The organism is Herbidospora yilanensis, from assembly GCF_001570565.1.
Taxonomy (GTDB): Bacteria; Actinomycetota; Actinomycetes; order Streptosporangiales; family Streptosporangiaceae; genus Herbidospora; species Herbidospora yilanensis.
The window spans coordinates 214,630-234,693 of the sequence record NZ_BBXE01000021.1; the positions used below are offsets into that span (position 1 = coordinate 214,630).

The following is a 20,064-nucleotide window of genomic DNA, read 5'->3' on the forward strand; positions in this document are numbered from 1 at the left end:
GTTTCCTTTACGTTGATCAGGTCGCCCGCATCGTACATTCGAAATTTCGCCCCGAGAACTCAGCGGACCGAGAACTGAAAACAGCCGAACACGACCGCCCTGACGTGCACGACCGCGACCCCGTCTCCGGATCTCCCTTTCGCCCTCCTACGCTGGCCCGGTGACGTGGACGTGCGTGCTCGACTCCTGGCCGGAACTCACCGCGACCTGGCGGGCGAACCGGCCGGAGTGCCTGCCGGTCGCCTATGAGCTCAAGTGGGCGTGCCGCCCGCGATGGGTCCGTTTCCACAGCCCGCCCGAATCCAAGCGCTACCCGGACACAGAGGACGAGTACGCCATCCTGCTCAACCGGCACGAGACCGTGTTGTCGGAGCTGTTCGGCGACCAGGACGTCTACGTGATCACCACCGCCTTCACGGACGAACCCTCGTTCGGCGAACCCCTGCGCCATCCCGAGCCGGTCGCCCTGAACCCCGGGGCGCGACTGTGGATGACGGTCACCGACGACGCCCCCGACGAGGAGTTCCCCTCGTACTCCCATCTGCTGGTGACCCGGCGGACCCGGCGTCCGGGTTCCCTCGACGCCCTGCTCAGGGCCGTGGCCGACGACGGCATCGGCAACGTCATGATCACCGACCTGGACATGCGGCGCGTGTTCCACCCCTACGACGGCGGCGCCGACCGCATCCTGGAGGACTCCGCGACGAGGGCCGGCCTCAAGGCCTGTAGATGACCCGGCCACTGGCGGCCACCCTCGGCGAACCGTTCCCGGGCAGGTCGGAGAAGGAGCTCACGCTCAAGTGACGGGCCCGGAGGGATCGAACCCCCGGGCCGCCGCTTCTCAGCCTCCGAACACGGGCACGATCTCGGGCTCCCTCTTCGCCTCCGGTACGGCCGCCAGGAGGAGTTCCACCAGGTGGTCCGCGATGGCCGAGATGGTCGGCTGCTGCCACAGCAGGGTGGCCGGCAGGCGGCAGCCGAAGCGCTTCTCCAGGCGGCGGCGGACCATGATGGTCATCACCGAGTCGAGCCCCTGCTCGACCAGGGGACGCCGGACCGACAGATCCTCCGGCCCCAGTCTCATCACGGTCGCGATCTCCGCCCGGATCTCCGGCAGCACACGTTCGCGCAGGTCCTCCGGCGCCACGCCGGCGAACGACTCCGCCGGGCCTCCGAGGTCCTCGTCCGCCTGGAGGGGGGCGTCGATCACCGGGTAGCGCAGGCCCGTCAGGTGACCCACCACCCGGCCGTCCACGTCGGCGATGACGGCTCTCGCGGTGTCCTCCGCGGACGGGTCCACGGCGGCGTCGATGATCACCGTGGTGGGGGGTGTGCCGGTCAGCACCATCTCGTCGATGTGGACGACCATGCGCAGCACCGGATCACCGGGGAAGACGCAGGGGGCGACCGACATCACCGCGTCCAGGGCCGGGGCCCAGCTCCGCGTGCCGTCGGTGCGGACCGTCGCGCGGAGGGCTCCGTCGCCGCCGAGGAGCGTCTCGATCGTCCAGTCGAAGCCCGTCGAGGGGACGCCGACGGTGGCCAGGCGCTGGTGCACGAAGCCGGGGTCGATCGGGGTCAGCGCGTCGGCGTCCGGCAGGACGTCGGGCTTGACCTGGCCCGGGGCGGCCACGTTCGCGGTGACGTGGACCAGCCAGGCGGGTTCGGGCTCGCCGGGGGCGGCGGGGGTGCGGGCGGCGAGCCGGACCGAGGGGGGTTCCAGGACGACCTGGATCTGGCGGCGTTCCGCCGTCATCAGGGGGTGCATCATCTCGACGTCGGTGAGGGTGACGTCCTCGTCCTCGGCGGCGTGCAGGAACGTGTTGACCAGCACGGCGGCCGGCACGATCTCGACGCCGTTGAGGGCGTGGCTGCCCGGGTAGGGGCGGTTGGCGTCCTGCACGCTGGTCCGCCACACCCGGGTGCGGCTGCCCGCGAGGGAGGTGCCGGCGCCGAGCAGGGTGTAGGAGTCCACGTCGTGGCCGCGGTTGTCGGTCTCGGTGTACGACTCGCGCCAGTGGCGGCGGTGCTGCCACGCGTACGGCGGCAGGTCGGCCAGGCCGCCCGACGGCTGCAGCCGGGTCCAGTCGACGTCGACGCCGTGGCAGTGCGCGGTGCCCACCGAGGCGAGGAAGGTCGGCAGCTCCGGCTGGTTGCGGCGCAGTGACGTGCCGACGAAGACGTCCTCGAAGCCGTTCTCCGAGAGCGTCTCGGTCACCGAGTGGGCGACCACCGGGTGGGGGGAGATCTCCAGGAACACGCGGTGGCCGTCCTGCGCGGCGGCCGTGGTGGCGGCGGCGAGCCTGACGGGGTCGCGGAGGTTGGCCGCCCAGTACGCGCCGTCCAGGACGGCGGTCGAGCGGGGGTCGGCCAGCGCGGTCGTGTACATCGGGATCTTCGCCGGCCCGAACGAGAGGTCGGCGACCCCGGCGGCCAGCGCGACGGCCAGCGGCGTCATCTGCGGGCTGTGGAAGGCGACGTCGGAGGCGACCCGCCGGGTCACGATGCCCTCGGCCGGCCAGTCGTTGAGCACCTCCTCGACCGCGTCGACGTCGCCCGACAACACGGTGGAGCCGGGGGCCGACGAGATCGCGGCCACCAGGTCGGCGCGGTCGGCCAGCCGGTCGGCCGCCTCCTCGAAGGACAGGTCGACCATGACCATGGCCCCCTTGCCCTCGGCCTGGCGCAGCAGCGCGGAGCGGCGGCAGATCAGGCGGGCGCCGTCGGCGACGCTCATCGCGCCGGCCGTCACCGCGGCCGCGAGTTCGCCGACGGAGTGGCCGATGACGGCCGCCGGGGTGACCCCGTGGGCGGTCCACAACCGGGCCAGGCCGAGCTGCATCACGAAGATCATGGTCTGGACGCGGTCGATGGTGTCGAGCTCGCCGTCGGTCAGGACCTGGCGGGGGGAGAAGCCGATCTCCTCGACGAAGATCGGGTCGATCTCGTCGACCAGGGACGCGAACTCCGGCACGCCGAGCAGTTCCCGTCCCATGCCGCGCCACTGGCAACCCTGCCCGGAGAACACCCAGACCGGCCCGGGGCCGAGGTCGGGCAGCACGTCGCCGGTGATGACCGACTCGGCCGGCACGTCGTCGGCGAGCCGGCGCAGCCCGGCCGTCAGGTCGTTCCGGTCGGCGCCGAGCACGACGGCGCGCCGGGGCAGGTGGGTGCGGCGCAGCGCGAGCGTGTGCCCGGCCGAGGCCAGGTCGGCGCCCTTGTCGAGGTGGTCGGCGAAACGGCCCGCGTACTGCCGCAGCGCCTTCTCCGAGGCGGCCGACAGCGGGAACAGCCGCTCTCCGGTCGTCTCGGCCTCGGGGGTCTCCGGGGCGGCGGGGGCCTGTTCGAGCACGATGTGGGCGACCGTGCCGCCGTAGCCGAAGCTGGAGACGCCCGCACGGCGGGGGTGGTCGCGGGCCGGCCACTCCGACTGCTCGGTGACCACGCGCAGGCCCGAGGTCTCCCACGGGATGGCCGGGTTCAGGCTGGTCAGCACGTTGGGCGGGATCGAGCCCCGGTGGAGGGCGAGCACCGCCTTGATGACGCCGGCGATGCCGGCCGCGCCTTCGAGGTGACCGATGTTCGACTTGACCGAGCCGATGAGGCACGGGTCGCCGGGGGGCCGCCCGGTTCCGTACACGGCGGAGAGCGCGCCCGCCTCAAGGGGGTCGCCGAGCCGGGTGCCGGTGCCGTGGGCCTCGATGTAGTCGACCGTGGAGGGCGCGACGCCCGCCTGCTTGCAGGCCCGGTTCATCACGTGTTCCTGGGCCTCGCCGCAGGGGGCCATGATGCCCTGGGTGTGGCCGTCCTGGTTGACGGCGCTGCCGATGACGAGGGCGAGGATGCGGTCGCCGTCGCGCCGGGCGTCCGACAGCCGCTTGAGCACGACCACGCCGACGCCCTCGCCCCGGCCGTAGCCGTCTGCCGAGGCGTCGAACGACTTCGACCGGCCGTCGGGGGCCAGCGCGCCGGCCGTGCCGAGCGTGAGGGTCTGGCCGGGGGTGACCACCAGGTTGACGCCGCCCGCGAGGGCGACGTCGTTCTCGCCGAGCCGCAGGCTCTGCGCGGCCAGGTGCAGCGCGACCAGCGACGCCGAGCAGGCGGTGTCGATCGCCATGCTGGGCCCGCGAAGGTCGAGGGAGTAGGAGATGCGGTTGGCGACGGCGCAGGTCGCGGCACCGATCCCGGTCCACGCCTCGATCTGGGGCAGGTCCTCCAGGAGGCGGGCGCCGTAGTCGCCGGTGCAGACGCCGACGAACACGCCGGTGTCGGTGCCGCGCAGCCCGTGGGGCGGCAGGCCGGCGTGCTCCAGTGCCTCCCACGCGGTCTCCATCAGGATCCGCTGCTGGGGGTCCATCAGTTCCGCCTCGCGGGGCGACAGGCCGAAGAACTCCGCGTCGAAGCCCTCGATGTCGTCCAGGAAACTGCCGTGACGCACGGCGTCGCGCAGCGCGGCGGCGTTCTCGGGGCTCCGGTTCTCGTCCCGGCGCCAGCGGTCGGCGGGCAGCGGCCGGGTCGTGTTCCGGCCGGCGCACAGCAGGTCCCAGAACTCGTCCGGTGAGTGGACGTCGCCGGGAAGGCGGCAGCCTATCCCGATCACCGCGACTGGTTCGACCATCTGCGTTGGTTCCCTTCGGTTCAGACCCACGGAGGATTGTCAACGATCTTGATCACGGCGCTGGAGACGGTCACTCCCGGCCCGGTCCCGAGCATCAGCAGGTGGTCGCCGGGAGCCAACTGGCCGGTCAGCAGCAGGTGGTCGAGGGACAGAACCTGGTCGCTGGCCCCGCAGTGGCCGATGGTGCGGCCGTAGTCCCAGGTCGAGCGGGACATGGGCAGGTCCAGCATGGTCATGCAGCGCTGTTCGACGATCTCTTCCGAGTAGTTCATGAACGCCACCCGGGTGAGGTCGGCGGGTTTGATCCCGCTCTCGTCCAGGGCACGCTCGACGACCTCCATCAGCGCCCGCTGGATCTTGAACAGCGCCGCGGTGGCCTCGCCCTTGGACATGACCTGCTGGCGGAACTGCTCGTTCCTGGCCGCGAAGCTCATCTTGCGGCCGACCGTGACGCCCGGCGGGAACAAGGGCTCGCTGCCCCGGTGCAGTTCCTCGGCCTCGGTCACCGTCGTCGTGCAGACCGACGTCAACCGGGCGAAGCCGGGCTCCCTGGTGAGCACGAGCGCGCTGGCGGCGTCGCCGCCGATGTAGCCGGGGCCCATCCGCCACCGGTCCATCAGCGGGGTGCCGTAGTTGTCGGCGGCGACCAGCAGGGCGGCCCGCCGGCCCGGCACGGCGGCCAGGTGGCCGGCCGCGAGTTCCAGGGCGAGGAACATCCCGTTGCAGCCCTGCCGGATCTCGGTGGCCAGCACGTCGCCGCCGACGAGCTGACGCTGCAGGTAGGAGTGCGGGGGCCAGCCGTCGGGTCCCTGGTGCCAGGAGGAGGCGTACAGGAGGAGGCCGACGTCGGCGGGCGCGCGCCCGCTGCGCTTCAGCGCGCTGCGGGCCGCGTGCAGGGCCATTTCGGGCGCCGGTACGTCGCCCGCCACCACCGCCCCGGCCAGGTTGTGCAACTCGGCCTCTTCGGCCGGGTACCACCCCTTGGCCACGGCCTTCTCGACGCTGACGACGGTCCGGGGGACGAAGGCGCCCACCCCGCCGAGGTACGTGTCCGCGTAGCGCATCAGACGGTTTCGAGCTCTCTGACCATGGCCGCGATGGTCACGACGTCCTGGAAGTTCTCGGAGTCGAGCTTGGCGGCGGGGATCGGGACCCCGACGTCCTTGCGGAGGAAGTTCAGCAGCCGCGCGGTGCGCAGCGAGTCGAGCAGGCCCGACGTGAGGAGCGGGGTCGTCTCGTCGACGACGATGTCGTCGCCGTCCTGGACGAGGTTCTCCTGGATGAAGTCGACCAGTCTCCGGTTGAGGTCGGTCATGCGCGCGGCCCTTCCTTGATGACCTTGAACACCGCGGCGGCGCAGGACGTCCCGGAGCCGAACCCGACCATGAGCAGATGGTCGCCGGCCACGAGACCGCCGGTCGCGAGCAGGTGCTCGAAGGCGATGAACTGGTCGACCGCGCCGCAGTGGCCCACGCGCCGGCCGTAGTCCCAGGTCGTCTGGTCCTCGTCGATGCCGAGCCAGGACATCTGGCCGTCGAGGTCCTCGCGGCGGCCGTGCGGCAGCGCCACCTTCGTGATGTCCGACAGTCCGATGCCGGCTTCGTCGAGGGTCTGCTCGACCTGCTGCATCATCGTCTTCTGGATCGTCAGGTGGATGCCGGTCCCCTGCTTCTTGAGCAGCCGCTGGCGGAACTCCTCGTGCCGGTCGCCGAAGCTCAGGCCGACGCCGACGGTGGCGTCCGGGGGGAAGAGGGGGTAGGCGCCGTCGTTGACCGCGTCGGCCTCCGGGATCACGGTCGCGTTCACCGACAGGAGCTGGGCCATGCCGTGGTCCTTGCCGAGGAGGAGCGCCGCGGCGGCGTCGCCGATCAGCGCGCCGGGGGTCATCCGCCAGCGGTCCACCAGCGGGGTGCCGTGGTTGTCGGAGGAGACGACCATCGCCGTCTGCCGTTCCGGCAGGGCCATCAGGTAGCTCGCCGCGAGCTCCAGCGAGCTGATCATCCCGACGCAGCCGCTGCGGATCTCGAACGCGGGCACCGGCCCGCCGAGGAGGTGCTTCTGCAGGTAGTGCTGGGGCTGCCAGCCGTTCGGGCCCTGGTGCCACACCGACGGGTAGAGCAGCAGGTCGAGTTCCTTCGGGGACGACTCGCCCCAGCGCTCGTAGGCGTCCACGACCGCGAGCCGCGCCATTTCGGGCGCCGGCATGTCACCGGCCACCGCCGCGCCGATCTGCCGGAACTTCTCGGCCTCCTCGGCCGGATACCAGCCTTCGTGGACCGCGTGCTCGACGCTCACGCTCTCCGGCACGTAGACACCGAGACTCCTGACGAACATGTTGGGTGTACGCACACGTCCCCTAACTCATGAAAGGAAGCGTCCGAATTAATCGCGGGCCCGGGATATCACGCACCTCGGCCGTTCAGCGAAAAAGGCGGGAAATGGGCCGGCGGGCCGCCAGGGCAACACTAGGGGCGCGCCCTCGGATAAATCAATGATTCTGGTCGGCGACATTCCGTTAGCTGAACCCGACAGTACGTGTTGAGTTTCGGAAATGCGTCCGCGACTTCACGACGTGGTTTTTCCGAAATCAAAGGGCGCCGGGCCGTCGCCATTCGGGTCGGGCCCGGCGGGATCGTCTCAGGGCACTCGCGTGCAGACGATGTTGTTCATCTTGAACTGGGCGGGAATGGCGTTCGTGCCGGTCGCGGTGGCCGCGAAGCCGAAGCTCTGGCTGTTGTTGTTGGGGCCGATGTAGGCGTTGTGGCCGGCGTCGCGGGCCGTCACCTGGTTGCCGACCTGGGTCACCGTGGCGTTCCAGGCGCTCGTGATCTGCTGGTTGCCCGACCAGGTCCACGTCACGGTCCAGCCCTGGACGGGGCTCGCACCGGTGTTCTTGACCACCACGCTGCCGTTGAAGGCGCCGTTCCAGGCGCCGGTGGAGTAGGTCACCTCGCAGGCGTTGCCCAGCTTGAGCCCGCTGCGCAGCCACGTCGTGAAGTTGGGCCAGCTCGGGTTCAGCGTGCCGGTGCTGACGGTCTCGCCGCAGTTCGCGGTGGTGCGGACGGTCTCGTTGCCGTACTGGGCGGGGTCCATGATCTGGACCATCATGTGGTCGGCCGCCGGGACCGAGACGAACGTGGCGTTGCCGCACTGCGCCTTGATCCGGTTGAAGAGCAGCACGCTCTGGCCGTGCGGCACCAGGAAGTCGGCCTGGCCGTGCAGGAACAGCAGCGGCGGATCGTTGGCGTCGACGTAGGTCATCGGGTTGGCGGCGGCCACCGCGGCCGGGCAGGTCTGGATCGGGCAGCCGACCAGCAGCGACTCCGGCGAGGCGGGCGAGTCGTGGTCGAGCCCGCCGGTCGGCAGGTTCTGCGCGTTCATCTGCAGGAAGTCGGTCGGCGAGTAGAAGGCCAGGCCTGTGCTCACCGCGCTGGAGACGCCGGTCGTGCCGAGCGTGCCCTCCAGCGCCGCCACGCCGCCCGAGAAGACGGCCATCTGCGTCAGCCAGGCGCCCGAGGAGTCGCCAGCCATCGCGAAGCGGTTGGGGTCGAGCTGGTAGGTGGCGGCGTTGGCGCGCAACCAGCGGATGGCCGCCTTGATGTCGTGCACCTGCGCCGGGAAGATCGCCTGGGCGCTCGACCGGACGTTGACACCGGCCACCGCGAAGCCCAGCGGGTTGAAGATCGCCGCGATGTCGGCCGCCCCGGGCTTACTGTCGTCGCTGGTCCACGCCGAGCCGCTGTGCCAGATGATCAGCGGCCGGGGCGTGATCCCGGTGGACGGAAGGTGAAGGTCCAGCAGGTGCCCCCTGCTACCGGCCGGCTGTGCGGGCGCGTAGGCGATGTCGGAGATCACCTGCGCGTGAGCCGGCGGCGCGAGGGCCACCGACACGCCAAGGACGGCCAGCATGGTCATCACCATGCCGGCGACCGTGGCCATATGTATTCGAGCTTGCATAGTGCGACTCCGGTCGGTCGGATGATCGCCGCTCCCCCGGCAGCGACGTCCTGCACGAGTGTCGCGGCTTCCATCGATATGGGCGGGGAGACGATATGACACATAAGTCGCGATGGTCAAAACTTTCTTAACCCGTTTTTCATAGCGGCATGAACCGGACCATACGCATCGACACGGCGCGAAGACGTACAGATCATGCATGCGCTGCACGGCCCGTCGGATACGCACCTGCGAGGCCCTTCAAGGCCGCCGTGTACGGAATTGGACAGCCCCCGGAAAGTAATATCTGTTTCACCGAACGTGAATGCGCGCGAACAAACGCCACTTCAACGCCCCCGCCGATGAAACTTTCACGGCGGCGGCCGCCCCGATTCAATCGTGACAATTCTCCCTAACGCGGGGTGAGTGATAATGTCCGCCGTCATGATCTCCACAGTCACAGGAGGACGAATGCGAAAGGCACGCGCTGTTCTCGTCTCGGCCGTCGTGGTTCTCGGAGCGTCCGTGCTGATCGGCTCCACCCCGGCCCACGCCGCCGACCGGTTGTCCGGCGTCTTCAGGACGTCGGCCGAGTGCGAGCGGATCGGCGCCCACGGCATCGCCCAGGGCTGGTGGGACGACTACTCGTGCGTGTGGGAGGGCCGCTACCGCTACTACTTCCTCTACGCGTGACCCGTCACGACGACCGGTAGCGGCGGTGCCGGGAAGGGCACCGCCGTCATCTGAACGGCGGAAGCCGGGTCCCCCTCCAGGCGGACGACGTCCGTTCAGCATGATCCCTAGGTTTCGTCGCGTCCACGTCGCGCGTTCCGAAGGGCCATCGTGTTGAGAAACTCGGCATTCGCCGTCGGCATCGCACTCTCCCTGCTGATCTCCGGTCAAGGAACGGCCGCGGCCACCGGCGGGTGGGCGGCCGACACCCTGGCCGCCGGCCCCGCCGAGGCGGTCGCGGTCGCCGGTTACTGGAGCGTCGGCAACGGGGCGGCGCTGCGACGGGCCACGGCCTTCGGCCCCGGAAACCTCCGGCCCGCGTTCACCAGGACCGGCCCCATCGTCCCCTCCGGCGAACAGGGCACGGTCGAGCCCGGACACGAGGCGGGTTACGAACCCCCCGCCGAGAGCCCCGGCACGGTCACCCACCCCAAGACGGTCGGCAAGGTGTTCTTCGTCGACCACGAAGGCCGGGAGCGCTGGTGCTCGGCCACCTCGGTCGAGTCGGCCCACCGCAACGTGGTCGCCACCGCCGCCCACTGCGTCCACGACCCCACGCGGGTCGGCACGCCGATGGACAAGTGGGTGTTCGTGCCCGCCGCCTACACGGGCAAGACGCCCTACGGCGTCTACGTCGGCATGCGGGCCTGGACGCACCACGATTACGACACCGCCGGGGACCTGGACGCGGACTACGCCTTCGTCAACGTCTACGACGGCGTGCGCCTGACCGCGATCACGCAGGTCACCCCGGCCCAGTACGACGCCCACACCGGCCCGAAATGGATCCAGGGCGGCCTTTACCACACGGCCGCCGCGCAGAACGTGGGCCGGCTCGGCGACGTCGTCGGCGGCCAGGGCCTGCGGTACAACACACGCCCGGACGCCGAGGTCTACACCTTCGGCTACCCCACGGGCGACTACAGCGGCGAGTCGATGAGGTACACCTACGGCCGCCTCTCCTCCCGGTACGTCACGGCCGACCCGGCCACCAACAACGCGGACTCCCATGTCGGGGTGTTGAGCGGCTGGGCGGCGGGCGGCGACGGCGCGCCGATGCTGGGGTCGTACAACAACCGGCTCCGCGCCGGATACCTCCACGGCGTGGTCGGCCTCTTCGTCGACCAGGACCGCGACGGCAGGTACGACCTGATGACCTCCGCCTACTTCGACGGCGGCACCGCCGAGGTCTACCGCAGAGCCGCCGAGGTCGCGACCGGCCCGGTGACGGGCTGAGGTTCACAACCGGAGCTCACCGCCCGGCCAGCGGGACCGCAACCACCGGTCGTGGCTGGCGACCACGATCGCGCCGGGTCCGGTGCCCAGCGCCTCCTCCAGCTCGTCGCAGAGCCGGGGAGAGAGGTGGTTGGTCGGCTCGTCGAGCAGCAGCAGCTCGGGCGGGTCGGCGACGAGCAGCGCCAGGGCGAGCCGCCGGCGCTGGCCGACCGACAACTCCCCGACCCGCCGTCCGAGGTCGCGGGGGCCGAGCAGGCCGAGGGAGTCGAGCGGCACCGACGCGGCACGCCCGGCGCCGAGTGCCTCCTCGTAGGTCTCCCGCACGGTGCGGCCGGGCCGGTCGAACTCGCTGTCCTGGGCCAGCAGGCCGACCCGCAACCCACCCCGCCGCCGCACCTCGCCGTGGGCGTCCAGCCGCCCGGCCAGCACCGCGAGCAGGGTCGACTTGCCCGCGCCGTTCGGCCCGGTGACCAGCAGCCGCGCGGTGGCCGGCACGTCGAGGCGGTCAAGCGTGAGCCGGCCGGGCACGTGGACGCCGCGCAGCGACACCAGGATCCCGTCGGCGGACTCGGTGGCGAGCGCGGCGACGCGGAACCTCAGCGGCTCCGGCGGCGCGGGGACCTGGTCGCGCTCCAGCTCGGCGAGCCGCCGAGTCGCGTCGCGCACCCGCCGGGAGATCTGGTTCTGCACCCGGCCGCTGGTGTGGCCGTAGCCCATCTTCTCGTTGTCGCGCCTCACACCGCCTGGCGCGACCTGGTGCGCGGTGACGGCGGCCGCCCGGCGCAGCGCGGCGAGCTCCTCCTGCTCCTCGGCGAAGCGCCGCTGCCACCGTCGCCGCTCCGCCCGCTTCTCGGCCTGGTAGGCGCTGTAGTTCCCGCCGTACCGGACGGGCCCGCCCACCGCGGGATCGAGGTCGATCAGGTCGGTGCAGACCGCGTCGAGGAACGCCCGGTCGTGACTGGCCACCACGACGACGCCCGGGAGACCGCGGAGTTGCTCCTCCAGAAAGGCCGTCGCCGCGTCGTCGAGATGGTTGCTGGGCTCGTCGAGCAGCAGCGCCGAGGGCCGCCGCACCAGCAGCGCGGCCAGCGCGAGCCGCCCCCGCTGCCCGCCGGACAACGACCCGAGCGCACGATCGGGCCGCACACCCCCGAGGCCGAGCCCGTCGAGCACGATCGCGGCCCGCCGGTCGGCGTCCCAGGCGTCCTGGTCACGCGCGTGGTCGAGGCGCTCGCCGTACCGGCCGAGCAACTCGCCGTAGCCCGGCGAGTCCGGCGGTACGTCGGCGAGCGCCCCGGCGAGCCGGTCGAGTTCCGCCAGGACGTCGCGGGCCTCGCGCAGGGCGTCGTCGAGCACGTCGGCGACGGTCGCCCCGGCGTCGAACGGCGTCTCCTGGTGCAGGAAGCCGAGGTCGGCGGGCCGGACGACCTCGCCGGAGTCGGGTTCGTCCACCCCCGCGAGCAGCCGCAGCAGGGTGGACTTCCCGGCGCCGTTCTCACCGACCAGCCCGATCCGGTGACCGGGGGCGGCGGTGAGCGAGACGCCGTCGAGCACCCGCCGGGCGCCGAGCGTGCGGACGAGATCATGGGCGAGCAGGGCTGAAGGAGGCATGCGACACCACCAAGGGGATCGGACGTGCGGGCACGGGCAGGCCGGGGCGACCCGGCCGCACTACCGCGGGGTCGTCTCCAGCAGCCGGCCCTCGGAGAGCCGCAACCAGCGGTCCACCCCGATCTCGGCGAGGAACCGCTCGTCGTGGCTGACCACCACGAACGCCCCTTCGTAGGCGGCGAGCGCGCTCTCCAGCTGGGCGACGCTGACCAGGTCGAGGTTGTTGGTCGGTTCGTCCAGCAGGAGGAGCTGGGGCGCGGGTTCGGCGTACAGGACGCAGGCCAGGGTGGCCCGCAGCCGCTCCCCACCCGACAACGCCCCGACCGGGAGGTGGATGCGGGACCCCCGGAACAGGAAGCGGGCGAGCAGGTTCATCCGCTGCGCCTGCGGCATCCCCGGCGCGAACGCGGCCAGGTTCTCCGCCACGGTCCGGTCGAGGTCCAGCAGGTCGAGCCGCTGGGAGAGGTAGGCGACCCGCCCGTCGGCCCGCCTGGTCTCGCCGCCCTCCAGCTCGCCACCGATCACCCGCAGGAGGCTCGACTTGCCGACCCCGTTGGGCCCGGTCAGGGCGATGCGCTCGGGCCCCCGGATCGTCAGGTCGGCGCCCTCCCCGGCGAAGAGGGCCCGCCCGTCGTAGCGGACCTGCATGTTCTTCCCGAGGAACACCGTGCGCCCGGCCGGCACGTTGGTCCCCGGCAGCTCCAGCGTGATCTTCTGCTCGTCGCGCAGCGCGCGGCCCGCCTCGTCCAGCCGCGCCTTGGCCTGGTTCACCCGGGCGGTGTGCGTCTCGTTGGCCTTCCCCGCCGACTCCTGGGCGTTGCGCTTCATCGTCCCGGCGAAGATCTTCGGCAGCCCGGCGTTCTTGAGGTTCCGGGAGGCGTTGCCGGCCCGGCGCTCGGCCCGCTCTCGGGCCTGCTGAAGCTCGCGCTTCTCCCGCTTGACCTCCTGCTCGGCGTTGCGGACGTTCTTCTCCGCGACCTCCCGCGCGGCCCGTACCGCCTCCTCGTAGTCGGTGAAGTTCCCGCCGTGGAACTGGACGTCGCCCCGGTGGAGTTCGGCGATCCGGTCCATGCGGTCGAGCAGCGCCCGATCGTGACTGACCAGCAGCAGACAGCCGCTCCAGCCCTCGAGCACCGAGTAGAGCTGCCGCCGGGCGTCGAGGTCGAGATTGTTGGTCGGCTCGTCGAGCAGCAGCACGTCGGGCCGCTTCAGCAACTGCGCCGCCAGCCCGAGCGAGACGACCTGCCCGCCGCTGAACGTGCGCAGCGGCCGGTCGAAGGAGACGTCACCGAGCCCCAGCCGGTCGAGCTGGGCACGGGTGCGCTCCTCGACGTCCCAGTCGTTGCCGATCGTGGTGAAATGCTCCTCGCCGGCGTCACCGGACTCGATGGCGTCCAGAGCCTCGATCACCGGCGCGATCCCGAGCACCTCGGCGACGGTCAGCTCCCCGGCCAGAGGCAACGTCTGAGGCAGATACCCCAGCACTCCCCCGACCGTGACCGACCCGGCCGCCGGCTTCAGTTCCCCGGCGATCAGCCTGAGCAGCGTGCTCTTCCCGGCGCCGTTGGGCGCCACGAGGCCGGTCCGGCCCGCCGGCACGGTGAAGGAGAGATCCTGGAACACCGGGGTGTCGTCGGGCCAGGAGAAGGACAGGTTGGAACAGACGACGAACGCATCGGACATGCGAAAACCTCATGCGTGAACGCGGGCGCGCAGGGGCCGCCCAGCAGGAAACAGGGGAACGACGAGACGGCCACGGCGGCAGCGTCATCGCGCGCCTGCCTGCGGCCGATCAGTTCCGGTCTCACCCGGAGATGTCGTCGTCAACCACCATGTCTGGTCTCCTGGTTCCTGATCACGTAGAGGTCCGGCTCCCGGAGGGGTGTCGATGGGCACCATTGCCGAAAGGCGATTCGGGGACGGACCGCCAACAGGCTGCCAAAGACCCGAAGCTCTGTCAACACGGGTGCCCGGCCTCCGCCGCGCGGGCGCGCACTGGCCGGAGAGCCCTTCACCACACCGATACGCAGTCACCTCGACAGCAAGAGACCTCACCTTCTGAGGCAGCGGAGGGCAGGTGCGGGCCGCCTCAGATGTGAGCGCGGATCTGCCGCACGGGATGCCCGAGGGCAGCCCCAAGCGCCGCCAGCTCATCGTCGTCGAATGACGCGCGGTCCGGATTCCAGATGGCGATCTCGAACCGCGCGAAACCACACGGCCAGTCGAACCGCAGATCCTCCAGTGAGGTCGACCCCGAACAGCAGGGCACCCGGACCTCCAAGGTCGACAGCCCCTCATCCGCGTGAGCGTCGCCGAACTCCTGCCACCATTCGAGATCGATGGAGCTCCCGCACAACGGACATGTGATCCGCATCAGGTTCGAGTAGCTGTCGACGAACTGGATGGTCTCGTGCCAGCTGACGTCGATCTCGACCTCCTCGTCATCGATCAGCCCGGGGGCCAGCTCGGCCGCGAGCGCAGCGGCCCGGTGGGCCGCCTCCTGCCCCGGCCGCCACCACGGATCCGTCGGAATGACGGAGAGCACGTCATCACTCACAAGTTCCTCACCCGTTTCCCGGCAACAGATCAGCTGAGATTGTGGCCGCCTCCAGCACGCGGAGGCCCTCTCACATCAAGAGGGGCCATGACCGGAGGCCGCCGATTCCGGTAACGACCTCAATAACCTGGGCCGGTCAGAAGTTCATCGCGCGCCATGATTCTCTCGCAGCGGGACCCCAGAACAACACGAGTATCAGCGAGCAAGGGCCGTGATCAGGCACATTGAGGCCACGGCTGGGTCCCATATGGCGAATATAGGAAACATATAGATCTCAACGGCAGGCTCGGTCGAGTCCCGCAGCAACGTCGAACCGGAAAGTCCGGCGCCAATTCTGACCGCGTCAGAAAACATGGCGAACAATCACGAAGGAGACCCCGTTGAGAACGGTAACCTCTGCCCTGGCCGCCCTCAGCGCCATCGGAGTGCTGGCGCTCGCCGCGCCGGCATCCGCCCATGTGACGGTCGCCACCGTCTACGACGACCGGAACATCAAGGCCGGAACGGCCTCGGTCAACTCCACCCACACGGTCTTCTACGCCTGTGACATGCTGCCCGACAACGTGGGCGTCTACGGCCGCATGAGACTCTCCAACGGCCAGATCAAGGACATCGCCGACAGCAACGGCCGCGCGGACGGTTGTGGCATAGGCTACGCGCCCTCCGGCACGACGATCGTGGCGATCGAGGCCGTCTGGCGCGGGGGGAAGAGCTCCGGCTGGAGGACCACCTGACATATAGCCCTCTGGCGCGGTTAGGGACTATGCGGTCCCTCTCCCACATCGATGAGGGCGGCTCGGACTCCACCTTTCGAGTGAAGTGAGCGTAGCCAGAAAACGTGATCGGCAAAAAGAACGGCCCGTGACAGCCGCCCGAAGGGTGTCGACCACGGGCCGTTTCCAGTAAGTGAAGCCAATCCATCCCTAATCGAACGCAGTCGTGAACCAAATCGCCGTCGCTGAAGATGTCGTGCACCGGGCACCGCATGGCGACGAAAGAAGCTCGCACAAACCGAGTTCCGGAAGAAATCCCTGACCAGGGACCCGATTGCTGCACTTCTCAACTGTAGGCCTGTTATGGCTCACGCGTGATCTACCGGACACGCCCCAGAGCTTGAGTCGCTCTGGGATCACGTGAGAGGGCCCTAGACGGAGCTACGTCAGGTCAAGCCGGGCGTTGAAACCATTGATGCGCATCCGTCATCGTTCCCGCGTCTATGAAAAACGCCATATTCGCCTCTGTTGAGGTCGTTTGCAATGGAGTCCCATCCCCCACCGACACCGGGACCTCCATGCGCATCCGATCGGCGGCCCTTGCCGCACTCCTGACATCGTCCCTGCTCATAGCCACTCCAGCGAGCGCGGCACCGCGCGTTCCCGACGACATCAACGCCGACATCACCACCGCGATCAACGTGACGAACGCCTACTGGGCCCGCAATTGGACCACCTTCTTCACCGGTACCTATCAGCCTCCCAGGGTCTTCGGCTCCTTCCGGCGCGGCGTGCGACAGCCGCCGGCCTGCGGTGGTAGCCGCACCGGCTTCGGCAACGCCTTCTACTGCCTGCCCGGCGATTTCATCGCCTGGGACTTCGACCTCATGGCCGGCGGCTACCGATCCGGTGATGCCTGGGTCTACCTCGTCATCGCCCACGAGTGGGGGCACGCCGTCCAGGCCAGGATCCAGCGCTCCCTGGTGCCCCGCGCCCAGGAGTTACAGGCCGACTGCTTCGCCGGCGCGGTACTGTTCGGCGCCGCGGCCCAGAAGACGCTCCTCTTCGAGGACGGAGACGTGGCCGAACTCCGCGCCGCCCTGCGCCGTATGGGCGACCGCACCCCGTGGACCGACGTCGGCGACCACGGCTCCGCCGAGCAACGCATCTCCTTCTTCACCCGCGGCGCCGAGGGAGGCGTCCGCGCCTGCCTGCCCACGGCGTCCCGGCTGTCGAGGTAGACAATCGGGCGTGACCCCATGTGTGATGCTGCTGCGCGCGGTGAACCTCGGCGGCCACAAGAACATCTCCATGCCGGACCTGCGCGCAGTGTGCACCGATCTCGGGTACGCCGACGTCGAGATCTATCTGCAGAACGGCAGGCGGGACGGCCGCGAGCTCCGCATGAACGGCTCCGCGCACGGATACCTGTTTGAGGGCACGTCTCCCGCTTCACAACTCGCGAGAGGCGGGCTTCCAGAACCACCACCGCTCGGCCAACCCTCAGAGTCTCACGAAAGACAATAATGGCACTCACGGCGTCATGGGAACGAGAGTTCAGGCTCTGGGCCTACTCGGTCAGCTATTCGAGGATGCTGTTTCGAAGCCTTCCCCGGGAGGATCGCGGATATGGCCGACGAGTCGACCTGATGTTCGAGCACATCAGATACACCCGGATCAGACATGAATACGAGAGCCTCGCACTGCAAGAGGTCAGCCCCGGTGATGAGAGAATCGCCAGGCTCGATCTCCCAGCCTCACCGGAAAGCCGATTGTTTCTCGTCAATGACGGACCGGATTTCATCCAGGCGCTCATCTGCCACTGGCATGAAGACGACGGCCACGCCCACACCCCATCCAAATTCGGATTCATGCGCGGCAGCGAATGAAGATCCTGCGATAATCATCAAGATGTTCAGCGCAGCGGGTAAACCGATCGAGCAAGGCAAGCAGACCAAGGAAAAGCATTCACGGGGTTAGCGCGGAAATGCAGCAACAGAAACCCCCTTTGGCCCAGCCACGAATCCGCGGACCAGGCTTGTTTTGAAATCCCATCCGAGCGAAGCGAGAACAGCCCGAGCGAAGCGAGGCCTGCCCAGGGAGCGCGAGGGGCGGAGCCCTTCGCCAGGAGCGACAGCGACCCGGAGCGAAGCGACGCCAGGGCCGCGAGAGCGGACCAGGGGGAGCACGAGGGGGCGACAGCCCTCTCGTATCGGGGGGTTCGGGGGGTCGTCCCCCCGTGTGCAGAAATGGCGAATGGCCCGTGGCAGGCACCCCGAAGGGGCGACAACCACGAGCCATTCATTCGCCAGTGGAGCTATGGGGATTCGAACCCCAGACCCCTTCCATGCCATGGAAGTGCGCTACCAGCTGCGCTATAGCCCCGCCACACTCGGTGGTGCGTGAGTGCTGTGCCAGCATAGCGGATTCCGGAACGAGGGGTGAACGCGAGCGCGGCCCCCCGAAATCCCTTCGCATACGCCGCATCCCGCCCCGTACCGTTGATCGTGGTGCCGGCAGGTCAGGGGCGCCCCGGGTATCGCCGGGTCGCGTTCCCCGCATCGCGTCGCGCACCTCCTTCTCTGGTAGGTCGTCAAGACCTTGGGGTTCGATTCCCTGCGGCGACCTCCGGCGGGTCGTGTTCGATGCGGTCGCCTGGGCTCTGCGGGCTCCCGTCCTGGACGGGGACGCCCCCGCCCGTGGCTCCGTGACGCCCCGCCGGAGGCCGTCCTCTCGAAGCGAAAAGGGGTGAGCGGGCAGAATGGCGAAGATCACGGTGATGGAGTGGCAGCGTGTGCTGGCCTTCCACGACGGGCGGTTCGAGCGGCTCCTGGGGCCGGGCCGGCACCGCTACAACCCCCGCCGCACGACCCATGTCACGGTCGACGTGCGGCCTCAGCTCGTGCACGTCCCCGGCCAGGAGGTCCTGACCCGTGACGGTGTCTCGATCCGGGTGTCGGCGACGGCGTCGTGGCTGGTGAGCGATCCGGTGGCGTTCACGAACGGGGTCGCCAAGCCGGTTCCGGTCCTCTACGCCGCGCTGCAGGAGGGGCTGCGCGCCACCGTGGGCGGGGTGGAACTGGAGTCGCTGATCGCCGAGCGGGCGACGCTCGATCTCGACGCGGTACGCGCGGAGGTCGCCCCTCTCGGCATCGAGGTCACCGACTTCCGGATGCGTGACCTGATGCTGCCGGGTGAGCTGCGGCGGGCGGCGATGGACGCGGTCGTGGCGCGGGAGCGCGGCAAGGCCGTGCTGGAGGAGGCGCGGGCGGAGGCGGCGGCGCTGCGGTCGCTGGCGAACACGGCCCGGCTCCTGGAGGAGCACCCGGCGCTGCTGCAGCTCCGGACGCTGCAGGTGGCGGCGGAGCGGTCGACGACGCTGGTCATCGATCCCCGCGTTCAGCGGTCAGCGGCCGAGTAGGCGTCGCCACCACGTTCGTGCCGGTGGCGGCGCCGCCGCGGCCTTCGGGGGCGCGGGCGGGTGGGCGGCGCGCCAGGCGGCGACGACCTCGTCCTCGTCGATGAGGGGGACGACGACGGGCGGTCCGGCCATGGGGTGGCGTACCGCGTCTTTGATGCGGTCGTTCATCTCGGCGACGAGGGTGCGGGCCTGGTCTTCCGACCGGGCGGCGACTGCGGCTGCCCTGACCTTCTCGGCTTCGCGGCGCAGGCCGAGGCCGCCGGGCAGCGGGAACTCCAGGCCTTCTTCGTCGAGTTTGCGTTTGATCCAGCCCATCTCGTCGTCGCGGCGGCGGGGCAGCGGTTTGCCCGTGCCGGGCAGGTCGTCGAACTCGCCGCGCGCGGCGGCCTCGCGGATCTGCCGGTCGATCCAGATCTCGAAGTTCATCCCGACGGGCTTGCGGTCGGTCACACCAGCCTCCGGAGCAGTTCCCTGAACTCCTCGCCCTCGGCGGGGCCTCCGAGAGCGGCGATCACCTCTCCTTGCAGCGTATCGGCCGACGCCTGGGCCGTTTCCAGCCGCTCCATGCCGAGCGGGGTGAGTTCGAGGGCGTATCGGCGGCGGTCGAGCGGGTCCTGTCCGCGGGCCACCAGGCCGGCTTCGGCGAGTTCGTCGACGACCTGGGCGGCGGCGGCCTCGGTGTAGCCCATCGTCTCGGCCAGCCGCTGCTGCGGGCAGGGGCCGAGCCGCCCGATGGTCATGAGGGGGCCCAGGTAGCGCATCTTCATGCCGGTGTGGGCGAGCAGGGCGTCGCCCCGGCGCCGCAGCTGGAAGTGGGCCCGGGAGACGAGGTGTTCGGTGCTGCCGGCGGAGCCGACGAGCCGGGCGAGCAGTTCGGTGAAGCGGTCGCGTTCGGCGGGGGTGAGGGCGGCGGTGAGCTCGCTGTCGCGGGCGGCCATGGTGGCGCGCAGCCCTTCGAGCGCCTCGCGGCCCTTGGGGGTGACGGAGATCACGTGGGAACGCCGGTTGGCCGGGTTCACCGTCCGGACGACGAGGCCCTCCTCCGACAACCGGTCGATCAGCTTCACCATGATCGTCCGGTTGATGCCGAGCCGTTCGGCCAGCTCCTGCTGCGACCCGGCGGCCTGGTCGGCGAGCGTGTCGAGGATCACGTAGTCGCGCGGGCCTGAGCCGTCGGACGCGAGGCGGGCGTACAGGCTCCGCAGCAGATAACCGATGTACTCCCGCACCTCGACAGCAT

The 20,064-nt window shown here is 70.0% G+C and carries 18 protein-coding genes and 1 tRNA gene; 8 read left to right on the plus strand and 11 right to left on the minus strand.

The genetic code is table 11. The annotated features are described in order from the left end of the window. Positions 1-160 precede the first annotated feature (160 nt). Entirely contained in the window at positions 161-733 is a 573-nt protein-coding gene (locus AW273_RS16165; RefSeq protein ID WP_062349133.1) for a DUF3885 domain-containing protein, read from the plus strand. Between the two features lie 108 nt (positions 734-841). Here the strand turns inward: AW273_RS16165 and AW273_RS16170 are convergent, their stop codons facing one another. From AW273_RS16170 to AW273_RS16190, 5 genes are all read right to left on the minus strand, one after another. After that, complete coding sequence (locus AW273_RS16170; RefSeq protein ID WP_062349134.1) at positions 842-4,618, minus strand: type I polyketide synthase; 3,777 nt, start codon at positions 4,616-4,618, stop codon at positions 842-844. A gap of 20 nt (positions 4,619-4,638) precedes the next feature. Beyond that, positions 4,639-5,682 (minus strand): ketoacyl-ACP synthase III family protein, encoded by a 1,044-nt coding sequence (locus tag AW273_RS16175; RefSeq protein ID WP_062349135.1) that lies wholly within the window; start codon positions 5,680-5,682, stop codon positions 4,639-4,641. Then, complete coding sequence (locus AW273_RS16180; protein ID WP_062349136.1) at positions 5,682-5,933, minus strand: acyl carrier protein; 252 nt, start codon at positions 5,931-5,933, stop codon at positions 5,682-5,684. The genes AW273_RS16175 and AW273_RS16180 overlap by 1 nt, the downstream gene beginning before the upstream one ends. Further along, on the minus strand, positions 5,930-6,967 hold the full coding sequence (locus AW273_RS16185) for a ketoacyl-ACP synthase III family protein (protein WP_063909978.1): 1,038 nt from the start codon (positions 6,965-6,967) through the stop codon (positions 5,930-5,932). Before AW273_RS16185 ends, AW273_RS16180 begins: the two co-directional genes overlap by 4 nt. A 288-nt stretch (positions 6,968-7,255) precedes the next feature. Continuing rightward, complete coding sequence (locus AW273_RS16190; RefSeq protein ID WP_062349138.1) at positions 7,256-8,557, minus strand: cellulose binding domain-containing protein; 1,302 nt, start codon at positions 8,555-8,557, stop codon at positions 7,256-7,258. Between the two features lie 468 nt (positions 8,558-9,025). On the opposite strand from AW273_RS16190, the gene AW273_RS16195 reads away from it, so the two are divergent. Then, positions 9,026-9,247: a hypothetical protein gene (locus AW273_RS16195; RefSeq protein ID WP_083949804.1), complete on the plus strand. Its 222-nt coding sequence runs from the start codon at positions 9,026-9,028 to the stop codon at positions 9,245-9,247. Positions 9,248-9,397: 150 nt separating this feature from the next. Then, entirely contained in the window at positions 9,398-10,522 is a 1,125-nt protein-coding gene (locus tag AW273_RS16200; RefSeq protein ID WP_439648636.1) for a trypsin-like serine peptidase, read from the plus strand. 3 nt (positions 10,523-10,525) lie between these two features. Here AW273_RS16200 and AW273_RS16205 read toward each other — a convergent pair whose 3' ends face one another. The 3 genes from AW273_RS16205 to AW273_RS16215 form a co-directional block, all read right to left on the minus strand. Beyond that, a complete protein-coding gene (locus AW273_RS16205; RefSeq protein ID WP_062349141.1) occupies positions 10,526-12,133 on the minus strand; it encodes an ABC-F family ATP-binding cassette domain-containing protein in 1,608 nt (535 codons plus the stop codon). A 60-nt stretch (positions 12,134-12,193) separates the two neighbouring features. Beyond that, positions 12,194-13,816 carry a ribosomal protection-like ABC-F family protein gene (gene abc-f / locus AW273_RS16210; protein ID WP_062349142.1) on the minus strand — a complete coding sequence of 541 codons (1,623 nt, stop codon included), beginning with the start codon at positions 13,814-13,816 and terminating at the stop codon, positions 12,194-12,196. A gap of 406 nt (positions 13,817-14,222) precedes the next feature. Further along, positions 14,223-14,690 (minus strand): hypothetical protein, encoded by a 468-nt coding sequence (locus AW273_RS16215; RefSeq protein WP_062349143.1) that lies wholly within the window; start codon positions 14,688-14,690, stop codon positions 14,223-14,225. A gap of 380 nt (positions 14,691-15,070) precedes the next feature. Here AW273_RS16215 and AW273_RS16220 point away from each other — a divergent pair, with 380 nt between their 5' ends. The 4 genes from AW273_RS16220 to AW273_RS16230 all read left to right on the plus strand — a co-directional run bounded on the left by AW273_RS16220 (position 15,071) and on the right by AW273_RS16230 (position 17,292). Then, positions 15,071-15,424 (plus strand): hypothetical protein, encoded by a 354-nt coding sequence (locus tag AW273_RS16220; protein ID WP_157555842.1) that lies wholly within the window; start codon positions 15,071-15,073, stop codon positions 15,422-15,424. A 557-nt stretch (positions 15,425-15,981) separates the two neighbouring features. Beyond that, entirely contained in the window at positions 15,982-16,644 is a 663-nt protein-coding gene (locus tag AW273_RS16225) for a neutral zinc metallopeptidase (protein WP_157555843.1), read from the plus strand. A gap of 25 nt (positions 16,645-16,669) precedes the next feature. Next, positions 16,670-16,930, plus strand: a complete 261-nt coding sequence (locus AW273_RS36270; protein ID WP_083949805.1) for a DUF1697 domain-containing protein — start codon at positions 16,670-16,672, stop codon at positions 16,928-16,930. 122 nt (positions 16,931-17,052) lie between these two features. Continuing rightward, a complete protein-coding gene (locus AW273_RS16230) occupies positions 17,053-17,292 on the plus strand; it encodes a hypothetical protein (protein WP_157555844.1) in 240 nt (79 codons plus the stop codon). 423 nt (positions 17,293-17,715) lie between these two features. Here the strand turns inward: AW273_RS16230 and AW273_RS16235 are convergent. Then, a tRNA-Ala gene (locus tag AW273_RS16235) sits at positions 17,716-17,788 on the minus strand. Between the two features lie 376 nt (positions 17,789-18,164). Between AW273_RS16235 and AW273_RS16240 the strand changes: the two genes are divergently transcribed. Further along, the gene (locus AW273_RS16240) at positions 18,165-18,824 is read left to right on the plus strand and encodes a slipin family protein (protein WP_062349147.1); all 660 of its coding nucleotides are present in this window, start codon (positions 18,165-18,167) and stop codon (positions 18,822-18,824) included. Here AW273_RS16240 and AW273_RS16245 read toward each other — a convergent pair. Together AW273_RS16245 and AW273_RS16250 are read right to left on the minus strand one after the other, a co-directional pair. Continuing rightward, positions 18,810-19,274, minus strand: a complete 465-nt coding sequence (locus AW273_RS16245) for a DnaJ family domain-containing protein (protein WP_062349148.1) — start codon at positions 19,272-19,274, stop codon at positions 18,810-18,812. The genes AW273_RS16240 and AW273_RS16245 overlap by 15 nt on opposite strands. Next, positions 19,271-20,053 carry a MarR family winged helix-turn-helix transcriptional regulator gene (locus AW273_RS16250; RefSeq protein ID WP_062349149.1) on the minus strand — a complete coding sequence of 261 codons (783 nt, stop codon included), beginning with the start codon at positions 20,051-20,053 and terminating at the stop codon, positions 19,271-19,273. Before AW273_RS16250 ends, AW273_RS16245 begins: the two co-directional genes overlap by 4 nt. Positions 20,054-20,064: the final 11 nt, after the last annotated feature.

What these genes read in the sequence shown, in the direction of transcription:
- AW273_RS16170 (WP_062349134.1), bottom strand. Translation starts at nt 4,618, where the DNA reads ATGGTCGAACCAGTCGCGGTGATCGGGATAGGCTGCCGCCTTCCCGGC.
- AW273_RS16175 (WP_062349135.1), bottom strand. Translation starts at nt 5,682, where the DNA reads ATGCGCTACGCGGACACGTACCTCGGCGGGGTGGGCGCCTTCGTCCCC.
- AW273_RS16180 (WP_062349136.1), bottom strand. Translation starts at nt 5,933, where the DNA reads ATGACCGACCTCAACCGGAGACTGGTCGACTTCATCCAGGAGAACCTC.
- AW273_RS16190 (WP_062349138.1), bottom strand. Translation starts at nt 8,557, where the DNA reads ATGGCCACGGTCGCCGGCATGGTGATGACCATGCTGGCCGTCCTTGGC.
- AW273_RS16195 (WP_083949804.1), top strand. Translation starts at nt 9,026, where the DNA reads ATGCGAAAGGCACGCGCTGTTCTCGTCTCGGCCGTCGTGGTTCTCGGA.
- AW273_RS16205 (WP_062349141.1), bottom strand. Translation starts at nt 12,133, where the DNA reads ATGCCTCCTTCAGCCCTGCTCGCCCATGATCTCGTCCGCACGCTCGGC.
- abc-f (WP_062349142.1), bottom strand. Translation starts at nt 13,816, where the DNA reads ATGTCCGATGCGTTCGTCGTCTGTTCCAACCTGTCCTTCTCCTGGCCC.
- AW273_RS16225 (WP_157555843.1), top strand. Translation starts at nt 15,982, where the DNA reads ATGCGCATCCGATCGGCGGCCCTTGCCGCACTCCTGACATCGTCCCTG.
- AW273_RS36270 (WP_083949805.1), top strand. Translation starts at nt 16,670, where the DNA reads ATGCTGCTGCGCGCGGTGAACCTCGGCGGCCACAAGAACATCTCCATG.
- AW273_RS16230 (WP_157555844.1), top strand. Translation starts at nt 17,053, where the DNA reads ATGTTCGAGCACATCAGATACACCCGGATCAGACATGAATACGAGAGC.
- AW273_RS16240 (WP_062349147.1), top strand. Translation starts at nt 18,165, where the DNA reads ATGGCGAAGATCACGGTGATGGAGTGGCAGCGTGTGCTGGCCTTCCAC.